We start from the raw sequence: 19720 nt of genomic DNA on the forward strand, positions 1-19720 counted from the left end.
CAAACTATGACCACCCTGATTGAACAGCTGGCTGCCGCAAAAGGTATCGCCAGCGAGTATGTCGATGCCTGGGGCCACCCGGCCCAGGTATCCGAAGAGAGCAAGGCCGCCATGCTGGGCGCCATGGGCTACCGCGTCGATGACGAGGCCGCCTTGGTGCAGCAGCTGGAAGAGGAGCATCGCCAGCACTGGCTGCGGGCGCTGGATCCTGTGATGGTGGTTCGCACTGGCGACGCCGTTACCCTTGAGGTTCGCCTCCCCATCGAATTCGTCAACGATGCCCTCACCTGGCAGCTCCAGCAGGAGCAGGGTGCGGTGCTGTCCGGTCAATTCACCCCCATCGAGGGTGAGCTGGTCGGCGTGGCCGAATTTGAAGAGATGGAGTGCCAGGCCTATCGCGTCACGCTGGAGATGGCCCCGGAGCTGGGTTATCACCAGCTGGTGCTGCTGGAAGAGGGCAATGACGAGCCGCTGGCCGCCATGCGCCTGATCGTCGCGCCCAAAGCGTGCTACAAGCAGCCGCCGATTGCCGATGGCCGCAAGGTATGGGGCCCGAGCGTGCAGCTCTACTGCCTGCGCAGCCGCCACAACTGGGGCATCGGTGATTTCAGCGATCTGGGCCAGCTGGTCGAGAAAGCGGCCTCCTGGGGTGCCCACTTCGTCGGCCTCAACCCCATTCACGCCCTCTATCCGGCCAATCCGGAGAGCGCCAGTCCCTACAGCCCCTCTTCCCGTCGCTGGCTCAACGTGGCCTATATCAACGTGGAGGCGGTGCCCGAATTCCAGCAGAACGATCGCCTGAAAGCGGAAGTGGCAAGCCCTGCCTTCCAGCAGCATCTGGCCGATCTGCGCGCCAAGGAGAACGTCGATTACACCGGCGTGATCCAGACCAAACTCGGCATGCTGCGTCAGGTGTTCGACGAAGCGAGCCTTGGCGCCGAGCGTCAGGCCGCCTTTGATGCCTTCGTGGCCGCCGGTGGCGACAGCCTGCAACAGCAAGCGGCCTTCGATGCCCTGCAAGCCCACTTCTATGCCAAGGGCGAAAACGCCTGGGGCTGGCCGGTATGGCCGCAAGAGCTGCGCGATTACCACAATCCTGCCGTTGCCGCCTGGATGGCCGAGCACCCGCAGGATGTCAACTTCTACCTCTATCTGCAGTTCCTGGCTGACGAGCAGCTGGCGCAAGCCGATGCCCGCGCCAAGGCCTCCGGCATGGTGATGGGGATCTACCGGGATCTGGCGGTGGGTGTCTCCGAAGGCTCCACCGAGATCTGGGCCAACCAGGATCTCTACTGCCCGAAAGCCTCGGTCGGTGCGCCGCCCGATGTGCTCGGCCCGCTTGGTCAGAACTGGGGCCTGCCCCCGATGAACCCGAACAAGCTGTTTGAAGCGGCCTACCAACCGATGGTGGATCTGTTCCGTGCCAACATGCGCTCCTGCGGCGCACTGCGCATCGACCACGTGATGGCCTTGCTGCGCCTGTGGTGGGTCCCGCCCGGAGAATCAGCCGCCAAGGGCGCCTACATCTACTATCCGGTCAACGATCTGCTGGGTATTCTGGCCCTCGAATCCCACCGCAACCAGTGCCTGCTGATCGGCGAGGATCTCGGTACCGTGCCGGAGGGGATCGACGTGACGCTGAAAGAGAACGGCGTTCACTCCTACAAGGTGTTCTTCTTCGAACGCTCCAAGGCGGATGGCGGCTTCATCTCCCCGGCTCACTACACCGAGCAGGCGATGTCAGCCCTGACCACCCACGACATGCCAACCCTGAAAGGGTTCTGGCACTGCGACGATCTGGCGCTGGGCCGTCAACTGGGTCTGTATCCAGATGAAGATGTCTTGAAGACCCTGTATGCTGATCGCCACCAGGCGAAACAGCGGATCCTCGACAGCTTGCATGCCCACAAGGTCATCTCTGACAACATCAGCCATGACGTGAACTGGGTCGGCATGAACACCGAACTCAATCACGGTCTGCAGATCCACATGTCCCGCGGCAGCTGCGCCCTGTTCAGTACCCAGCTGGAAGACTGGCTGGAGATGGACAAGCCGGTCAACGTACCGGGCACCAGTTACGAATACCCCAACTGGCGCCGCAAGCTCTCTGCCGATCTGGAAGATATTTTTGCCAATGAGGCACTCAAGGCACTGGCCGGCAAGATGAGCCAGGCCCGTGATGAGGCCAGTCGTTGAGACGCTGTCTCTCACAGCACTCTCACCTAAATCCACTCCGGCCCCGGCCGGAGTGGATGCTCTGTCATGAAAGGAAATCTCGATGCTCGTTGAACGTTTAGTTGCTGCCCGCTGTTCCGATCCCTTCTCTCACTTAGGCCTGCAGGCCAATCCGGATGGGCCCGGCCTCAAACTGACCGCCTGGTTGCCTGATGCCCTCGAAGTTCGCGTCAAGGATCTCAAGTCGGGCAAGGTTGTTGCCACCCTGGCGCCCACCGATGAATCGGGTCTTTTTGAAACTGTTTTCACCCGCCGCAAAAACCCCTTCCCCTACCAGCTGCTCGCCAGCTACCAAGATGCCACCACCGAGGTCATCGATCCCTATCAGTTTCAGGATGCCGCCTGGGCAGGCCTGGCCGAACTGACCGCCCAGCCGGAAAACCTCTACCACACCCTTGGCGCCCAGCTGCGCACCGTGGAGCATCTCGGCCAACAAGTGGAAGGGGTGCGCTTTGCTGTCTATGCGCCGAGCGCCACCGCCGTGAGCCTGATCGGCGATTTCAACTTCTGGGATGGCCGTCGCCACCCGATGCAGCGCAGTCTCTGCGGTCACTGGGTGCTGTTTGTGCCGGGCCTCAAGGCGGGGGATCGCTACAAGTTCGAACTGAAAGATCCCGCTGGTCATCGGCTGCCCCACAAGAGTGACCCGGTCGGCTTCTACTGCGAGCAGTATCCGTCGTTCGCCTCCGTGGTCTATGACCACGCCCAGTACCAGTGGCAGGATGCCGAGTGGATCGCCAGCCAGCACAACGACAAGCGCGAGCAGCCGCTCTCCATCTATGAGCTGCACGTCGGCTCCTGGAAGCGTCACCCCAATGGCGACAGCCTGAGCTGGCGTGAACTGGCGGTGGAGCTGGTCGCCTACGTCAAGGAGATGGCCTACACCCATATCGAGCTGCTGCCGGTCTCCGAGCACCCCTTTAGCGGTTCCTGGGGCTACCAGCCGGTGGGCATGTTCTCCCCCACCAGCCGCTACGGCACGGCTGATGATTTCAAATACTTCGTCGACCAGTGTCACCAGGCCGGCATCGGCATCATTCTGGACTGGGTGCCAGCCCACTTCCCGTCCGATGCTCACGGGCTGGCCCGTTTTGACGGCACCCCGCTCTACGAATATGAAGATCCGCGCCGTGGCTGGCACCCGGACTGGAACTCCTACATCTATGACTTCGGCCGCGACACCGTGCGCCAGTTCCTGGTGGCGAGCGCCCTGTTCTGGCTCGACAAGTTCCATATCGACGGCCTGCGGGTGGATGCGGTCGCCTCCATGCTCTATCTGGACTATTCGCGCAACGAGGGCGAATGGGTACCGAACGTCGATGGCGGCAACCACAACTATGAGGCGATCAGCCTGTTGAAGTGGACCAACGAAGAGGTCTACGGCAAGTATCCTCACGCCATGACCATCGCCGAAGAGTCCACCGCCTTTGCCGGTGTCTCCCGTCCGACCTTCCTCGGCGGCCTCGGCTTTGGCTTCAAGTGGAATATGGGTTGGATGCACGACACCCTCACCTATATGCAGAAAGAACCGATCCACCGTCGCTACCACCACAACGACATGACCTTCTCCATGGTGTATCACTATGACGAGAACTTCATCCTGTCGCTCTCTCACGACGAAGTGGTGCACGGCAAGCACTCCATGCTCTACAAGATGCCCGGTGACGAGTGGCAACAAGCCGCCAACCTGCGCGCCTACATGGGCTTCATGTACGCTCACCCGGGCAAGAAGCTCAACTTCATGGGCACCGAGATCGCCCAGAGCAACGAGTGGAACCACGATGCCCAGCTGCCGTGGCATCTGCTGCAATATCCCAAGCATGCCGGTCAGCAGCGGTTGATCCACGACCTCAACCATCTCTACCGTCATGAGCCTGCCTTGTATCAGGCCGATTATGATCAGACCGGCTTCCGCTGGCTCGATCACAACGATGCCGACAACAGCATCTTTGCCTGGCTGCGGGCGGACAAAGAGGGCAAGCAGGCCATAGTAGTAGCTTGCAACTTCACCCCGGTGCCTCGTCTCGAGTATCGGGTCGGCGTCCTTGCTGCGGGCCACTATCGGGTGGTGCTCAACACCGACAGCGAGTATTACTGGGGAAGCAACTATGATGTGGGTCTGGTGTTCGCTGCCGAGCCGACCCCCTGGCAGGGGATGGCGCACAGCATAGTGCTGGATCTGCCGCCGCTGGCGACCTTGTTCATCAAACAGGAGTCTTGATGCTTGTAATGGAAAAAGGGGTGGGCCACCCGCTGGGGGCCCGCCTTGACGAGAACGGTTGCCACTTCTGTGTCTGGGCCCCCCAGTCGGACAAGGTGGAGCTCTGCCTGTTCGACGAGCAGGAGCAGGAGATAACCCGACTTGAGTTGCCCGGCCGCCGTGGCCAGTATCGCTTTGGCTATGTGCGCGGCATGCAGGCGGGTCAGCGCTACGGCTATCGGGTCTATGGCGCCCCGCAGGAGGGGATGCTGTTCGATCCGCAAAAACTGCTGATCGACCCCTACGCCAAGGCACTCAGCCGTCCCACCTACTGGGATGAGGCCCTCTATCAGGGGGACAGTGCCGGGATGATTGCCAAGTCGGTGGTGGTGGATGACGGCTTTGACTGGCAAGGGATTGGCAAGCCCGGGATCAGCCCGGCCCGCACCATCCTCTACGAGACCCACGTCAAGGGCTTTACCAAGCAGCATCCGGGGATCCCAAAAGCGCTGCAGGGCACCTATCTTGGCATCAGTCACCCGCTGGTCATCGAGCACATCAAGAGTCTCGGCGTCACCTCGGTGCAGTTGATGCCGGTGGCCGCCTTCATGTCGGAACCGCGACTGGAGCAGTTGGGACTGACCAACTACTGGGGCTACAACCCCATCGCCTTCTTCGCCCCGGAGCCGCGCTACAGCACCAAGCCGGACGAGGCGGTGACCGAGTTCAAGACCATGGTGCGCGAGCTGCACCGGGCCGGGCTCGAGGTGATTCTGGATGTGGTCTACAACCACACCGCCGCCTCGGGCTTCGACGGCCCCACCCTCTCGTTCAAGGGCTTTGACAACGCCGGTTACTACGCCTTCGAAGCGGGCCCCCACGGCCCGGACTACACCCGTCACGCCAACGTGACCGGCTGTGGCAACAGCGTCAATCTGGATCACCCCAACACCCTGCGGCTGGTGCTCGATGCCCTGCGCTACTGGGTCACCGAGATGCAGGTGGATGGCTTCCGTTTCGATCTGGCGGTGACGCTGGCGCGGGAAGCGGGCGAGTTCGAACCGATGGGAGCCTTCTTCAAGGCGGTGATGGCAGACCCTGTGCTGTCACAGGTCAAGCTCATCGCCGAACCCTGGGATATCGGCCCCTTTGGCTACCGGCTGGGTCAGTTCCCGAGCCAGTGGCAGGAGATCAACGACCGCTACCGCGACACGGTACGCGCTTTCTGGCGTGGCGATGCGGGCAAGATGGGGGACTTTGCCACCCGTCTGGTGGGGTCGCGGGATATCTTCCCGAAAAACTGGCGCTCGCCCCACACCAGCGTCAACTACCTCTGCTATCACGACGGTTTCACTCTGGAGGATCTGGTCTCCTACAACCAGCGCCACAATCAGGCTAACGGTGAAGACAACCGGGATGGCCACGGCAACAACCTCTCCTATAACCACGGGGTGGAGGGGCCGACTCTGGATCCGCGGGTCAACAGCCTGCGCCAGCAACAGAAGCGCAATCTGATTGCCACCCTGCTGCTCTCCCAAGGGACGCCGCACTTCCTTGCTGGCGACGAGATGGGTCGCAGCCAGCTCGGCAACAACAACGCCTACTGTCAGGACAACCAGATCAGCTGGGTCAACTGGCAGTGGCGGCCGGAGGACGAGCGGCTGTTCGCCTTCACCCAGCAGATGATGGCGCTGCGGGCAGAGTCGTGCGTCTTCTCCAACCTGCAACTGAGCGATGACAGCTGGAACGGCGCCGCCGCCAACCGCCATCAGGTCAACTGGTATCACCCGGATGGCCACCAGCTCACCGATCAGGATTGGCACGCCCCCATGGGTCAGGCATTTGCCATGGATATCGGTATGATCAACTGTGTCGGCGAGCGCTGGTACGTGCTGTTCAACGCCAGCGACTACGACATCCAGTTCCGCCTGCCGCCGCCGGGGGAAGGGCTGGAGTGGATCCAGACCATCGACACAGCCACCAACGACGGCTTGCCGTTCCTGCCCGATGATATCAAACGGCAGGTGGCGGTCGGTCGCGCCCACTCCCTCAAGCTGCTGGAGCGGGTGGCGCTGGCCAGCACGGCGCAGGATGCCCAACCACCGCAGCAGGCGCTTCTCCCTGCATCCGGTGCGGACATGGCTGCCACCTCGATCACAAATGCGGGCAAACCATAACAGGCATACTGGAGTCGGCTTTAGGGAGCCGCTATGCTGGGCCCCGTGATTGATGGCAAGGAGTCGGTATGAGCAGTAACAACCCGGAACAGTGGCGCAGCAAGCTAAGCGCCGAGCAGTTTCACGTCTGCTGGGAGAAGGGCACCGAGCGACCCTACAGCGGTGCCCTGCTCCACAATCGCAAGAGCGGTGACTACCTCTGTGTCTGCTGCAAGAGCGTGCTGTTTCACTCAGGCGCCAAGTTTGATTCCGGCTGCGGCTGGCCCTCGTTCGACAAGGCCATCGAGGGGACGGTGAACTACACCGAAGACAACAGCCACGGCATGAAGCGGGTGGAGATCACCTGCCGCCAGTGCGGCTCTCACCTCGGCCACGTCTTCCCCGACGGCCCGACCGAGACTGGCCAGCGCTACTGCGTCAACAGCCTGAGTCTGGATTTCGATCCCGACGCTTAAGCTGCTGACCCATCGCAATAAAAACGGCGCCTCCATCACGGAGGCGCCGTTTTTTTATCGGGCTTTCACCGGCGTCACGCCAGCAAGATGGTGGCCATCACCAACAGGGCCGCGATGGCAGGCACCGGCAACTTCACCACCCGCAGCAGATAAAAGCCGATGGCCGCCAGCGCCAGATCGGTCGGCGCCAGCACCGCGCTCTGCCACACCGGCTGATAGAGCGCCGCCAGCAACAAGCCCACCACGGCGGCGTTGATGCCAATGACGGCGCCCGCTAAGCGGGGTTGGGTCAGCCACTGTTGCCAGCAGGGACCGACCGCCCAGAGCAGCAGAAAGCCTGGCGCAAAGAGCGCCAGGGTCGCAGACAGGGCCCCGATCAGCGGCATCTCGGGCAACAGTTGGGCGCCGAGATAGGTGGCGAGGGTAAACATGGGGCCCGGCACCAGCTGCGCCAGACTGTAGCCGGTCAGAAACTGTTGCTGGCTGAGGGTGTGGCCCACGCTCTCTTGCAGCAACGGCAGCACCACGTGACCACCGCCAAACACCAGACTACCGGCCCGATAGAAGTCGGCAATCAGCTGACCAAGCGTGCCGAGAGGGCCGAGAGGGCCGCCGAGCAGCGGCAGGCCAATAAAGAGGGCGGCAAACAGCAGCAGGGTCGGCCAGTGAGGATGACGGGTAGTGGCTGAAGACGGCTCGGCGGTGGCGTGCAAACGACTCACCCCCTGCTGGTTTCGAGCGCAGATCAGCGCCGCTCCCGCCAGCATCAGCAGTTGCGTCAGCAAGCCGGGCTGCCACCAGAGCGCGGCCGCAGTCGCTACCATGATCCCTTGGGTCAGCGGTGTGGCGCAGAACTGGCGACTCATGGTGAGCACCGCATCGGCCACCACAATAAGCGCCAGCAGCTTGAGGCCGTGCAGGGCTGCATCGAGCCAGAGGTTGTTGCCCAGCAAGCCCACTCCGACGGCTGCCGCCAGCAACAACAGGAAGGAGGGCAAGGTAAAGCCGATAAAGGCACAAAGCGCCCCGCCCAGACCGGCGCGATGGCGACCGATGGCAAAGCCGAGCTGACTGGAGGCGGGCCCCGGCAGCAATTGGCACAGCGCCAGCAGCCGGGCAAACTCGGCCTGCGTCAGCCAGCCGAGCCGCTCGACGAAGGTGCGCTGGAAAAAGCCGATATGGGCAGCCGGGCCGCCAAAACTGATGCATCCGAGCCACAAAAACTGAATAAATACCTGTCCCACGCTCTTCTCCCTCATCCCTCTTCCCCCGATGGAGAGGAGATATTATGACAGCACGATGATCGTTTTATGACAGTCTGATTGATTCGGCCGACACCATTGGCACATCACTCGGCAAGTAGCAACGTCCCGCCAGCCAGCAAGCGATGGACTGACGGCTGGCGTCGAAATGGGGCTCGGGCAGCGCGTGCGGGTCACACCAAAACCACCCTTCGCACTTCTCCGGCTCCAGCAGTTGCGGCTCACCCTCAGCCTGTGCCAGCAAGGTGACCGAGATATAGTGCAGTCCGCTCTCGCGCCAGGTCTCCAGATTATTGGTCACCGCCACCACCTCGGGCCCGTGGATCTGCAATCCCGTCTCCTCGGCCACCTCGCGGATTGCCGCCGACTCGAAGCTCTCCCCCACTTCAAGATGACCGCCCGGGATCGACCAGTAGGGGGCGTGGCTCCCCTTGCGTTTGCCAAGCAGAACCAGGCCCTGAGCATTGGTCAGGATGACGCCGACACCGACGCGGGGATAGAGAGTGGACATGAAAACGCTCCTTCAATGAGGCAGTAAAAACGGCCTCACCTTAGGCCGAAGGAGGGCGCAGGGCAAGCCCCGGCTGATCGGCTTCAACGCCTGCCAGTGACCCTTGCCCATTAACCGGTTATCACAGATGCTGGGGAGCGAAGCCCGGATGGCGAGGCCATCCCTATCCTTCATATCCTCCATCGCCCCGATACCCCGAGGAGTCAGCCATGACAAAATTGCTCCCCCTGTGCGCCCTGCTGCTCACGGCTTGCCAAACCACGCCGCCGCCCGACTCGCTCACCATCGCTGATGCCGACGCCTGGCAGGCCATATGCAAAGATGGCACCCGGGTTCGCGCCATTGTGGCAGAGGGGATCTGCCAGGATCATCGCGGGGTAGCCATGTGGACGAATAAGCCAAGAGCCGAACGGATGGCAGAAGAAGCCGCCAAATAGTGTGATCCAGACACCATAAAATGACACAACCGGCCAGTTGGCCGGATTTTCGCGATCTCGCCTGCACTTTGCCACCTTGTTCATGGTGCGCTCAGTTTTCTGTTCCCATACTGGCCCTACAGTTCCAACAGCACAGTTCCAAAAAGAGGAGAGACAAGATGCAGACATCACTCGTCGGGCTCTCCATTCTGTGGGGGCTAGCCAGTTTTGGTGTTCAGGGGGATTTCATCGAGAGCCGTGATTCCGTTGCGCCATCCTGGCAAGCCGAGTCCAGAGTGGAGATGGAAGGTTATCTGATTGAATCGCTGGGCGAAGATCGCTGGCTGTTCGACAACGGCAGCGAGAGCCTGCTAGTCTCCCTGCCCGAAGGGCAGTGGGTGCCGACCGGTGAGCGGTTGCGGGTCAGCGGCGAACCGCAGCAAGAGCAGACCGGCTGGCTGCTGCAGGTGGAAGACATCAGCCAGGTCAGCGTCTGACTACGGCAGTCGCCATACCCCGTCACAGCGACAAGTAATCCAGAACCGAATAACCAATACCGCATAACAGAAAGAGGAGGCCACCGGCCTCCTCTTTCTGTTTATATGGGCATTTGTACAAGCTGTTTGCGCGGGCTCAAATCCGCAAAGAGAAGCGGCTGCCAGTCATATCCCAGACCGACCGCCATCCCGCGCAGGATGACTCACCCCAGATGGTTGAGCGGCAGCGCCGTCTTGTGCTTGATGCGGCGCAGCACGAAGCTGGAGCGCACCCCGGTCACCCCCGGAATATGGGTCAGCTTGTCCAGCAGGAAGTGCTGGTAGTGCTCCATGTCGCGCACCACCACCTTGAGCTGGTAGTCGGCATCGTTGCCGGTGATGAGGTCACACTCCAGCACTTCCGGCAGCTCGCTGATGGCACGGTCGAAGTTTTCGAACCGCTCCGGCGTGTGTCGGTCCATAGAGATGTGAATGTAGGCGGTGAGAGTGAGACCAAGCTGGCGGGCGTTGAGCAGAGTAACATGGGTGTCGATGAGACCGGCATCCTCCAACGCCTTGACCCGGCGGGAGCAGGGGGACGGCGAGAGCCCTACCAGCTCGGCCAGCTCCAGATTGCTGATGCGACCATTTTCCTGCATCAGCTCGAGAATATGTCTGTCTATGCGATCAAGTTTCAGCATTTACCCTTCCTCGTTGCAATGACTAATCCACTTTTCCTAGATTAAGGGTGAACTATTGCAAAAACAACCGAAAAAAGTGGTTACTTTGCAACCACTCACCGGCACGGGAGGGATACTATGGTTACATCTTCCGGTGGCAAAGCAGATACCTGACCGGGTCTCTGCGGTGAAGGACCTTACCGGGTCAAGAGCCCCATCAGCCGTCTCACCTTATCGGGCAACGACGGGCTGGAACGAGAGCATCCACTCCCCCGAAGGCAACAAAGCAGGCATCCCGGCGCCTGCTTTGTTGTTTTTGGAGGGTTGCCAACGGCGCCATCAGAGCGCGGTCGGCGTGATGCGATAGAGGCAGCGGTGCGCGCCATCCAGCAGATACTGCTCCCGCTCCACCGTCGCCGGTGCCAGCAGCTGGCGAAACAGCGCCAGCTCGCTGCGACAAAAACCGCGGCAGCTGCGCGCCGCCGCACAGATGGGGCAGTGACTCTCCCACAGCAGCCAGCTGCCATCCTCCTCACGGCGGATCTCCGCCATGTAGCCTTCGCGGCTGCGCAGCTCCCTGAGCGCCGCCAACCGGCCAGATAAGCCATGGGACCCCAGCGCCTCCTGATAGCGCGCCAGCATCTGCTGCTCCCGTTGCAGGATCAGTCGCTCCATCCCCTCCTCACCAAACAGCTCGCGCACGTTGTCGATCAGTTGCACGGTCAGATCGCTATGGCTATCGGGGAAGCGCTGCCAGGCCTGCTCGGTGAGCTGCCACAGCCGCACGGGACGACCGCGCCCGCGCGCCTCGTCGCTGAATGTGACCCACCCCTCCTGCTCCAGTGCGAGCAGGTGCTGGCGGGCGCCCATGGAGGTCATCTGCAACTGCTCCCCCAGCGCGGCGGCGCTCTGCGGGCCATGGCTCTTGAGCAGAAACAGGATCTTGTCGGTGCTTGCGTTCATGACCCCATTATGGGGAGCCACCGTCATTAAATCAACAATTCACTTTACTTAATGCCGATTATCACCCAGCATAAATAAACCAATTACTTTACTTAATGGATGCAACATGGCGAAACAACGGCACAAAAACCCCCTCTGGGTGCTGGTGATGACGGTCACGCTGGCGGTCGCCGGCTTCAGCCTCCCCTCCCCGGTATTGGCCCCCTTGCTGCTGGATCCAGCGCAGGGGATGCTGACGCCGGAAGCCTCCGACTGGAGCCGCAAGGTGTGGCTGGGGGTCATCATGGGGCTCTATCCGCTGTTTCAGCTGGTGGGAAGCCCCTGGCTCGGGCGCCTCTCCGATCGCTACGGCCGCAAGCCACTGCTGTTGCTCTCGCTGGCGGGGGTGCTGGCAGGCTATGCCCTGATGGCACTCGGTATCGCCTGGCGCTCCCTCCCCCTGTTGCTGCTCAGCCGGATGGTGGAGGGGCTGTGCAACGGCAACATCGCCATCGTGCAGGCGATGGCGGCGGATCTCGCCGGCAAGGAGCACAAGGCCCGCAGCTTTGCCTGGATCAACATCGGCATGAACCTGGGCTGGGTAGTGGGGCCGATGATCGGAGGCTACGCCGCAGTGATCTCGGGGGATTACAGTCTGGCCGCCTGGCTGGCGGTAGGGATGACCCTGCTCAACCTGCTGCTGGTGTACTGGTTGGTCCCCCATCGCCCGCCGGTGGCCTCCACCAGCCAGGCACCGACCCTCTCCAGCCGCCAGCTGTTGCTGCAACCGGCCCTGCTCCCCTACTTCGCGCTCACCCTGATCAGCTATGGCGCGGTGCAGCTCTATTTCACCTATTTCAATATCTGGCTGGTGGAGCGGCTGGCCTGGGATCCGGCCCAGCTGGCGCAGGCGGCGGTGCTGGTGAGCCTGCCCATGATGGCGGGCTCCTGGCTCGGATCCCGCATCGCCCGCCACTGGCGCGGCAGTTCCCTCGGGATCGTCGGCCATCTGGTAATGGCGAGCGGCATGCTGCTCTTTATCCTGCCCGTTCACTGGTGGGGGCTGGCGCTCACCTTCGTGCCGGCTGGCATCGGCATGAGTCTGGGGGAGCTGGCTACCTCGGTGGCGATCTCCAACCGCAGCCATGCCGAGCAGCAGGGACAGGCGATGGGGCTCTACCGCGCTCTCGCGGTGGGCAGCGAGATCCTGGCGGTGCTGCTCGGCAGTCTGGTGCTGCTGGCCGGTACCGAGTGGCCCTTCTATCTCGCCACCCTCTGCTCCCTTGCCAGCGCCGCCGGTTTCTATCTGCTGCGCCGCCGTGCCGACCGCCGCCAGCAACTGGCCAGCTGCGTCTGAGCCACGAAGGGATCACAGTTCGGCGCTCCGACCGCGGGCAAGACTTGCATCGGGGCGCCGGGTCTGGGACGGTAAAGCTCTTTGCGGATTTGTTCGATGCTGGAGGAGCTATGAGTGAGTACAAGGCCATCGCGCTCGATATGGATGGCACCCTGCTGACCCGGGATCACAAGATCTCGTCGGCCACCCGGGCGGCACTGGCGCAGGCCCGCGCCCACGGCATCAAGGTGCTGCTGGTCACGGGACGCCACTACATGACGGCGCGCCCCTTCCACCACGAGCTGGCGCTCGATACCCCTCTCATCTGCAGCAACGGCGCCTATCTCTATGATCCGGTGCAGGACCGGATCCTCAGCGGCGACCCGCTGGCGGTTGCCCCGCTCGCCGAGCTGCTGGACGCGGTCGAGGCGCAGCAGATGGGGGCCCTGTTTCACCTGAGCGAGGGGATCGGCTACATCGGCTGCGAGGAGCATGTCACCCGCATCCGCAGCTGGTCCGCCAATCAACCAGAGCACCTCAAAATTGCCATCCACCCGGTCGAGGAGCTGGCTGGCTGGCTCGACAACCCGGTCTGGAAGCTGGAGCTGTTCAATCAGGATCCGGCTCGCCTGCACGCCTTTATGGGCGAGGTGGTAGAGCAGATGCCCTTTACCCGTGACTGGGCGGCCCCCTATGCGGTGGAGCTGGTGCAGCCGGGTTGCAGCAAGGGCAACCGGCTGGCCCAGTGGGCGGCCAGTGAAGGGATTGCGATGGAGCAGGTAGTGGCATTTGGTGACAACAACAACGACATCAGCATGTTCGAACAGGTGGGGCTGGCGGTCGCCATGGGCAATGCGGCCCCGCAGATCCAGAGTCATGCCGACCAGGTCACCGCCGACCACAACGAGGATGGCATCGCACTGGCATTGCAGCGCTGGGTTCTGCCCTGATCTGACAAGATGCAACATGGCCAGCACGCTGGCTGGCCATGAAGAGAGGGATTAACCGCCGAAGGAAAACTGGATCACCCGATCCGGGTAACGCAGACGGTTGTATTCGTAGCGCAGGGATTCGTAGTGGCGAATGGCGCGGTTGCGCTTGGACCGATAATAGTCACGCTGTTCCGTGTTGGTTTCGCTGCGGATGCTGCGCTCCAGCGCATCGATATCCCGCTCGGTACGCTCCAGCTCTTCGCTGATCTCCTGCAAGCGGGCGGCCAGCTTGTACTCTTCATAGCCGCGCTGATACTGCTTGAGGAAGCTGGCATCGTTGGGGCACACCCCGCGGTACTCCTGCCCCTCCTTGCCCTTGCTGTAGGCCAGCTCGGGAATGCAATAAAGCTCCAACCCCTTGTCGTAGCCCCGCTTCCACTCGGCCTCATCCACTCTGAGACCATACTCGCTGCAAGACGAAACGTAGTCGCGGGTCGCCTGACGGGTTTTGCCCTCCGAACCATCCTGATAACCCAGGTTGTACCAGCTCATGGTGCGGCACTCGTCTTCTGACAGGGAGCTGCATCCCGCCAGCAATACCGGCAGGGTCAGCAACAGGATTTTGGGGGACATGAACAGACTCCGGAAAAGACAGTGACCGGCATTCTAGAGAGGATAAAAGGCCATAACAAGGGATGTACGCCCGCGCGGGTTGGGGCTGTTTTTTTGATGTTTTTGTCACTATTTGAGGCTGTGCCAGACGGGGCAGCCAACCCGCTTTCCTTGTTATCAGGCGCAAGGTAAACTGCGCCATCTTTTAACTGGCGCGCAACAAAAATAATGAAAGTCCTGACCGTCGATTACCGCTCACCCGATGCGGCCCAACGCTTCACCGAATCCCTGCGAACCACCGGCTTTGGCGTGTTGACCAACCACCCCATTCCGAAAGAGCTGGTGCAGTCCATCTACGACAACTGGTATCGCTTCTTCATGAGCGAGCAGAAGCAGGATTTCCTGTTCAACCGCGAGACTCAGGATGGCTACTTCCCGCCGTCGGTGTCGGAGGTGGCCAAGGGTCATAGCCAGAAAGACCTCAAGGAGTACTTCCACCTCTACCCCTGGGGCCAGATGCCGGACGAGCTGAAAGAGCAGGCGATGGAGTACTACCGCCTCGCCAACGGTCTGGCCGCCGAGCTGCTGGGCTGGGTCGAGCAGTACACCCCGAGCGACATCGCCGCCCACTACAGCTGCCCCCTCTCCTCGATGATCGAAGAGAGCCAGAAGACCCTGCTGCGAGTGCTGCACTACCCGCCGTTCGATGGCACCGAGGAGCCGGGTGCCATTCGCGCCGCCGCCCACGAAGATATCAACCTGCTCACCATTCTGCCCGCTGCCAACGAGCCGGGGCTGCAGGTGAAGGGTTCCGATGGCGAGTGGATGGATGTGCCGTGCGACTTTGGCACCCTCATCATCAACATCGGCGACATGCTGCAGGAGGCCTCCCGCGGCTACTACCCCTCCACCACCCACCGCGTCATCAACCCGACCGGAGGCAGTGCCGCCAAGTCGCGCATTTCCCTGCCGCTGTTCCTCCATCCGCGCCCGGATGTGGTGCTCTCCGAGCGCCATACCGCCCACAGCTACCTGATGGAGCGGCTGCGGGAGCTGGGAGTGCTCTAGTCAGCAGACGAGCATTTGTCAGAGACCAAACCGGAGCAATAGTGCTCCGGTTTTTATTTGGTGGCAGGATTGGGCAAAAATCAGAATTAAATTAGACAATCATGCCAATAAATCGCATTTGTGCCTGATAACCGTCGTAGTGATTGCGCAGCGACCTCCGTAACATGAGCGCCATTCTGCCCCCGACAAGGGGCGCTCGATTGGAGTTCTTATGAAGCAGTCCCAATGGTCATCCCGACTCGGCTACATCCTCGCCGCTGCGGGTTCCGCAGTCGGTATCGGCGCAATCTGGAAATTCCCCTACGTCACCGCCGTCAACGGCGGCGGCGCCTTCCTACTGGTCTTTCTGCTGTTCAGCTTCACGCTGGGGGTGGCGGTACTGATGGGGGAGACCCTGCTCGGCAGCATGAGCCGCCGCGGGGTAGTGGGCGCCTTCTCCGAACTGCTCGGCAAACAGTGGCGCTGGGTTGGGGTAATGGGGGTGATCTCTACCCTGCTCATCTACTGCTTCTACAGCGTGGTGGGCGGCTGGACGCTCGGTTATACCGGCATGGCCATCTCCGGCGATCTCAACCATGGTGATGCGGCGGCCCTCACCGCCCGCTTCAATGACTATGTCAGCGGGGATGTCTGGCCCATCCTCACCCACCTGCTGTTTGCCGCCCTCACCTGGATGGTGGTGCAAGGGGGCATTCAGCAAGGGGTGGAACGCACCTTGCGCTGGATGATGCCCGCCCTGTTCCTGATGATCCTGATGCTGGTCGCCTTTGGCCTTACCCTGCCCAATGCGATGGAGGGGGTGCGTCACTTCCTGATGCCCGATTTCAGCAAGCTGGGGATGTCCGGCGTGCTCGACGCCATGGGGCTGGCATTCTTCTCGCTCTCCATCGGTCTTGGCATTCACACCACCTACGGTGCCTATCTGCCGACCAGCGAAGGGGTCGGTCGCTCCAGCCTCTGGGTGGTGCTGCTGGCCAGCATGGTGGCGGTACTGGCGGGCCTGATGATCTTCCCGGTACTGGCCTCGACCGGTATCGACCCGGCCGCCGGCCCCGGCCTCACCTTTATGACCATGCCGGCTGTGTTCCAGCTGTTGCCGTTCGGTCAGGTGCTTGAGGTGATCTTCTTCGCCCTGCTGGTGTTTGCGGCGCTCTCCTCGGCCATCTCGCTGCTGGAGCATTTGCAGTGCTTCCTGTGCGAAACCTGGGGCTGGTCACGCCGCACGGCCTGCAGCGCCATCACGGCGGTGGTGATGCTCAACGGTATTCCGGTCAGCCTGTCGTTTGGCCCGCTGCAACACGCCACCCTGTTTGGCAAAACCATCTTCGAGCTGCTGGACTTTGTCACGTCCAACCTGATGATGCCACTGTTCGGCCTGATGGTGACGTTGTTGCTGGGCTGGAAGCTGGGACGCAAGGCATTGCCGCACGGGCTGTCGGCCCACTGGAATCACCTGCTGATGAACTGCTGGCGCTGGATTGCCCCCTTGCTGATCGGCGGGATCCTGGTGCGCGGTCTGGTGTGACGGTTACTCTTCGCGGGCGGGCCCACCGGCCCGCCCCTGTGCCGCTCTGACGGCATCCAGGGCATGCTGCCAGCGGGTGATCTCGGCATCATCCGTCCCCTTGGAGAAGACGATATAGAGACCGGCCTGATGAAGCAGCACGCCACTGCTGACCACGCTGCGCCGGGATAACCCCATCTTGTCGAGGGTGGCATCCATCACCAGCTCCGCCATCGGCAAGGCATCGATCTTGCCCAGCATCAGCCGATCTATCGCCTCGGCGACCGTCTGGTAGCGCACCAGATTGGTATACCCTTCGTGGGTCAACCGCACATCATCCGCATTGCCCAATACCACGCCCACTCTGGGCAGATCCCGCAGTTGGGCCAGCGAAGTCAGCGGGTGGCGACTCCCGGGCACCTGATAGATAAACACCCGATTGATAAAGAGTGGCCCCACCCATTTGAAATGGGACTCCCGCTCCGGGAGTCGCTGAACCACGAACAGGCCATAGCCGGGCTCGACCCGCACCAGTGCCAGCGCCCGCTTGAGCGGGTAAATTCGCACCGGATAGCGGGTGCCAAGCTCCTGCTGCACCTCATCGATCAGGCGGATGGCGAATCCGTCGAGCTTGCCGTCGCGGTATTCGGTAAAAGGGGGTAAATCGTGACTGAGCAGCATGAGCCCGGACTGTGCCGGCACACTCAGGCAGGCCAGCAACCAGGGCAACACCATCCATCTCATACGACATCCTGTCATATTTTTTATCCCGTCAGCGCCATGTGGTGGTCACTAGTTCCATAAGAAGCTTTGACGATTATCGCCCAGTAAATAGCCACTGGGTAGAAAAGATCCAGCCTGCCGACAGGCTTGTCCATCGAGTGGTACGTAGTGGAAGCGGGGTGATAGCTGCCCACATAAAAAATATTTGATTTTATGTGTCAATTATTCTTTCCATGGTTTAGGCTGTTCCCTCACTCGTTTTCAGGCTGTCACCCCATGTCTTCCATCCTCGTGCTGTTTGGTCGATTTTTTAGCTCGCAAGAGAGGTGACCCTGCACGCACAGTTTTCTGAATGTTCATTGCAAAGGTCGCCTCGGGCGGCCTTTTTGTTGTCTGTTGTTTATTGCTACTCAGGAGTATTGCTTCGATGTCGTGTTACCCGGAGGTTGTATGAGCCAGGTTCAGTGGTCTTCCCGTCTTGGTCATGTGCTGGCCGCAGCAGGCACCGCGATTGGCCTTGGTGCCATCTGGAAGTTTCCCTATGTGACCGCCACCAATGGCGGTGGCGCCTTCCTGCTGGTGTTTCTGCTGTTCAGCTTCACCCTGGGGGTAGCGGTGCAGGTCGGGGAGACCCTGCTCGGCAGCCATAGCCAACGCGGGGTGCTCGGCGCCTTCCGCAAGCTGGTGGGGCCGAACTGGCGCTGGATGGGGTATATGGGGATCCTCTGCGGCTTCTTTATCTACAGCTTCTACAGCGTGGTCGGTGGCTGGACCGTGGGCTACGCCGCGCTGGCGATGGCAGGCAAGCTCAACCTGAGCGAGGGAAGTGCGCTGACCGCCCTGTTCAACGGCTATGTCAGCAACCCCTGGTGGCCGGTGCTGACCCATCTGATCTTCGCCGGACTTACCTGGTGGTTCGTCCAGGGGGGCATTCAGAAGGGAGTGGAGCGGGCACTGCGCTGGATGATGCCCGCGCTGTTCATCATGATGTTGCTGCTGGTAGGGGTCGGCCTCTCCATGCCGGGCTCCATGGCGGGTGTGCGCCAGTTGCTGCTGCCAGACTTCTCCATGCTGACCGGCCAGAGCGTGCTGGACGCGCTGGGGCTGGCCTTCTTCTCCCTCTCCATCGGGCTCGGGGTGCACACCACCTATGGCGCCTACCTGCCCAATAGCGAAGGGGTAGTACGCTCCGGGGTCTGGGTGGTCACCCTGGCGAGTATCATCTCGGTGCTGGCGGGCTTGATGATCTTCCCCGCGCTGGCCTCCACCGGCATCGATCCCACTGCCGGCCCCGGTCTCACCTTTATGACCATGCCCGCCGTGTTCAGCCATCTGCCGTTCGGTCAGGGGCTGGGTGTGATCTTCTTCCTGCTGCTGCTGGTCGCCGCGCTCTCCTCCTCCATCTCCATGCTGGAGCATCTGGTACGCTTCACCACCGAGGAGTGGGGCTGGTCGCGTCGTGGCGCCTGCCGGGTACTGACCCTGCTCATCATGGCCTCCGGCATTCCGGTGAGCCTGTCGTTCGGCCCATGGAGCGATCTGACCCTGTTTGGCAAAACCATCTTCGAGCTGCTCGACTACCTCACCTCCAATCTGATGATGCCGCTGTTTGGTCTGGTACTGACCCTGCTGCTGGGCTGGCGACTGGGTGATGCCATATTGCCTGCGGGCCTGTCACCCGCCCTGCGTCTGGCACTGCTCTGGTGCTGGCGCGTGGTGGCGCCGCTGCTGATCAGCGGGATCCTGATCCGCGGGATCATGTAACGTCTTGCGCACCCTTGCGGGCAGGCCTTGGCCTGCCCTTTTTATTGCTGACGTTTATTTTATTGCTGCCATTCACATGGTCAGCATTACGCTGGACAGGAGTGCTATCGGTGGCCGTCGGGCAATCTCGGCAGCGCTGAGTAGAGGAGGTGCGGTGTGGCAGTGTGGCAGTGTGGCAGTGTGGCAGTGTGGCACGATAAGAGCTGGCGTTCGGCTCGTCACGACAGCAACAGAAGATGTTGAAGCACTGAATTGCGGGCAAAAAAAACCCCACCTGAGTGGGGATTTTTCTCTGAAACATTGCTACAGATTTCAGCTTTTTCTTACGCTTTTTACTACAAATATGGTGGTCGTTACTGGGATCGAACCAGTGACCCCCTCCTTGTAAGGGAGGTGCTCTCCCAGCTGAGCTAAACGACCTGGGATT

At 61.5% G+C, this 19720-nt stretch carries 17 protein-coding genes and 1 tRNA gene; 11 read left to right on the forward strand and 7 right to left on the reverse strand.

Features of this window, described 5'->3' with window-relative positions; all coding sequences use genetic code 11:
- Positions 1-6: 6 nt before the first annotated feature.
- The 4 genes from malQ (at position 7) to msrB (ending at position 7067) form a co-directional block, all read left to right on the forward strand.
- Positions 7-2196: a 4-alpha-glucanotransferase gene (gene malQ / locus OKC40_RS07090; RefSeq protein WP_182938242.1), complete on the forward strand. Its 2190-nt coding sequence runs from the start codon at positions 7-9 to the stop codon at positions 2194-2196.
- 82 nt (positions 2197-2278) lie between these two features.
- Positions 2279-4456: a 1,4-alpha-glucan branching protein GlgB gene (glgB, locus tag OKC40_RS07095; RefSeq protein ID WP_270794637.1), complete on the forward strand. Its 2178-nt coding sequence runs from the start codon at positions 2279-2281 to the stop codon at positions 4454-4456.
- On the forward strand, positions 4456-6612 hold the full coding sequence (gene glgX, locus OKC40_RS07100) for a glycogen debranching protein GlgX (protein ID WP_270794638.1): 2157 nt from the start codon (positions 4456-4458) through the stop codon (positions 6610-6612). Before glgB ends, glgX begins: the two co-directional genes overlap by 1 nt.
- 68 nt (positions 6613-6680) lie before the next feature.
- A complete protein-coding gene (gene msrB, locus OKC40_RS07105; protein ID WP_182938245.1) occupies positions 6681-7067 on the forward strand; it encodes a peptide-methionine (R)-S-oxide reductase MsrB in 387 nt (128 codons plus the stop codon).
- 74 nt (positions 7068-7141) lie between these two features.
- On the opposite strand, the gene chrA is transcribed toward msrB, so the two are convergent.
- Both chrA and OKC40_RS07115 read right to left on the reverse strand, forming a co-directional pair.
- The gene (gene chrA, locus OKC40_RS07110; protein WP_420000830.1) at positions 7142-8311 is read right to left on the reverse strand and encodes a chromate efflux transporter; all 1170 of its coding nucleotides are present in this window, start codon (positions 8309-8311) and stop codon (positions 7142-7144) included.
- Positions 8312-8375: 64 nt separating this feature from the next.
- The gene (locus tag OKC40_RS07115; RefSeq protein ID WP_182938247.1) at positions 8376-8840 is read right to left on the reverse strand and encodes a nucleotide triphosphate diphosphatase NUDT15; all 465 of its coding nucleotides are present in this window, start codon (positions 8838-8840) and stop codon (positions 8376-8378) included.
- 209 nt (positions 8841-9049) lie between these two features.
- On the opposite strand from OKC40_RS07115, the gene OKC40_RS07120 reads away from it, so the two are divergent.
- Both OKC40_RS07120 and OKC40_RS07125 read left to right on the forward strand, forming a co-directional pair.
- Positions 9050-9277 carry a hypothetical protein gene (locus tag OKC40_RS07120; RefSeq protein WP_182938248.1) on the forward strand — a complete coding sequence of 76 codons (228 nt, stop codon included), beginning with the start codon at positions 9050-9052 and terminating at the stop codon, positions 9275-9277.
- Between the two features lie 158 nt (positions 9278-9435).
- Entirely contained in the window at positions 9436-9753 is a 318-nt protein-coding gene (locus OKC40_RS07125; protein WP_042062015.1) for a hypothetical protein, read from the forward strand.
- A 203-nt stretch (positions 9754-9956) separates the two neighbouring features.
- Here the strand turns inward: OKC40_RS07125 and OKC40_RS07130 are convergent, their stop codons facing one another.
- Both OKC40_RS07130 and OKC40_RS07135 read right to left on the reverse strand, forming a co-directional pair.
- The gene (locus OKC40_RS07130; RefSeq protein WP_005304871.1) at positions 9957-10433 is read right to left on the reverse strand and encodes an Lrp/AsnC family transcriptional regulator; all 477 of its coding nucleotides are present in this window, start codon (positions 10431-10433) and stop codon (positions 9957-9959) included.
- Positions 10434-10751: 318 nt separating this feature from the next.
- Complete coding sequence (locus OKC40_RS07135; RefSeq protein WP_182938249.1) at positions 10752-11375, reverse strand: helix-turn-helix transcriptional regulator; 624 nt, start codon at positions 11373-11375, stop codon at positions 10752-10754.
- 106 nt (positions 11376-11481) lie between these two features.
- Between OKC40_RS07135 and OKC40_RS07140 the strand changes: the two genes are divergently transcribed.
- Both OKC40_RS07140 and OKC40_RS07145 read left to right on the forward strand, forming a co-directional pair.
- Positions 11482-12711 (forward strand): MFS transporter, encoded by a 1230-nt coding sequence (locus OKC40_RS07140; RefSeq protein WP_182938250.1) that lies wholly within the window; start codon positions 11482-11484, stop codon positions 12709-12711.
- Between the two features lie 110 nt (positions 12712-12821).
- On the forward strand, positions 12822-13640 hold the full coding sequence (locus OKC40_RS07145; protein WP_182938251.1) for a Cof-type HAD-IIB family hydrolase: 819 nt from the start codon (positions 12822-12824) through the stop codon (positions 13638-13640).
- A gap of 51 nt (positions 13641-13691) precedes the next feature.
- Here the strand turns inward: OKC40_RS07145 and OKC40_RS07150 are convergent, their stop codons facing one another.
- Positions 13692-14255, reverse strand: coding sequence for a DUF2799 domain-containing protein (locus tag OKC40_RS07150; protein WP_182938252.1), 564 nt, complete (start codon positions 14253-14255; stop codon positions 13692-13694).
- A gap of 207 nt (positions 14256-14462) precedes the next feature.
- Here OKC40_RS07150 and OKC40_RS07155 point away from each other — a divergent pair, with 207 nt between their 5' ends.
- The gene (locus tag OKC40_RS07155) at positions 14463-15302 is read left to right on the forward strand and encodes an isopenicillin N synthase family dioxygenase (RefSeq protein WP_182938253.1); all 840 of its coding nucleotides are present in this window, start codon (positions 14463-14465) and stop codon (positions 15300-15302) included.
- 211 nt (positions 15303-15513) lie between these two features.
- A complete protein-coding gene (locus tag OKC40_RS07160) occupies positions 15514-16827 on the forward strand; it encodes a sodium-dependent transporter (protein ID WP_182938254.1) in 1314 nt (437 codons plus the stop codon).
- A 3-nt stretch (positions 16828-16830) separates the two neighbouring features.
- On the opposite strand, the gene OKC40_RS07165 is transcribed toward OKC40_RS07160, so the two are convergent.
- A complete protein-coding gene (locus tag OKC40_RS07165; protein ID WP_270794644.1) occupies positions 16831-17550 on the reverse strand; it encodes a substrate-binding periplasmic protein in 720 nt (239 codons plus the stop codon).
- Between the two features lie 429 nt (positions 17551-17979).
- Here OKC40_RS07165 and OKC40_RS07170 point away from each other — a divergent pair, with 429 nt between their 5' ends.
- Positions 17980-19293, forward strand: coding sequence for a sodium-dependent transporter (locus OKC40_RS07170; RefSeq protein WP_197927773.1), 1314 nt, complete (start codon positions 17980-17982; stop codon positions 19291-19293).
- A 344-nt stretch (positions 19294-19637) separates the two neighbouring features.
- Here the strand turns inward: OKC40_RS07170 and OKC40_RS07175 are convergent.
- Positions 19638-19713 (reverse strand) — tRNA-Val (locus OKC40_RS07175).
- Between the last annotated feature and the right edge of the window lie 7 nt (positions 19714-19720).

Source organism: Aeromonas sp. QDB11, assembly GCF_027705265.1.
In the GTDB taxonomy this organism is placed as follows: Bacteria; Pseudomonadota; Gammaproteobacteria; order Enterobacterales; family Aeromonadaceae; genus Aeromonas; species Aeromonas allosaccharophila.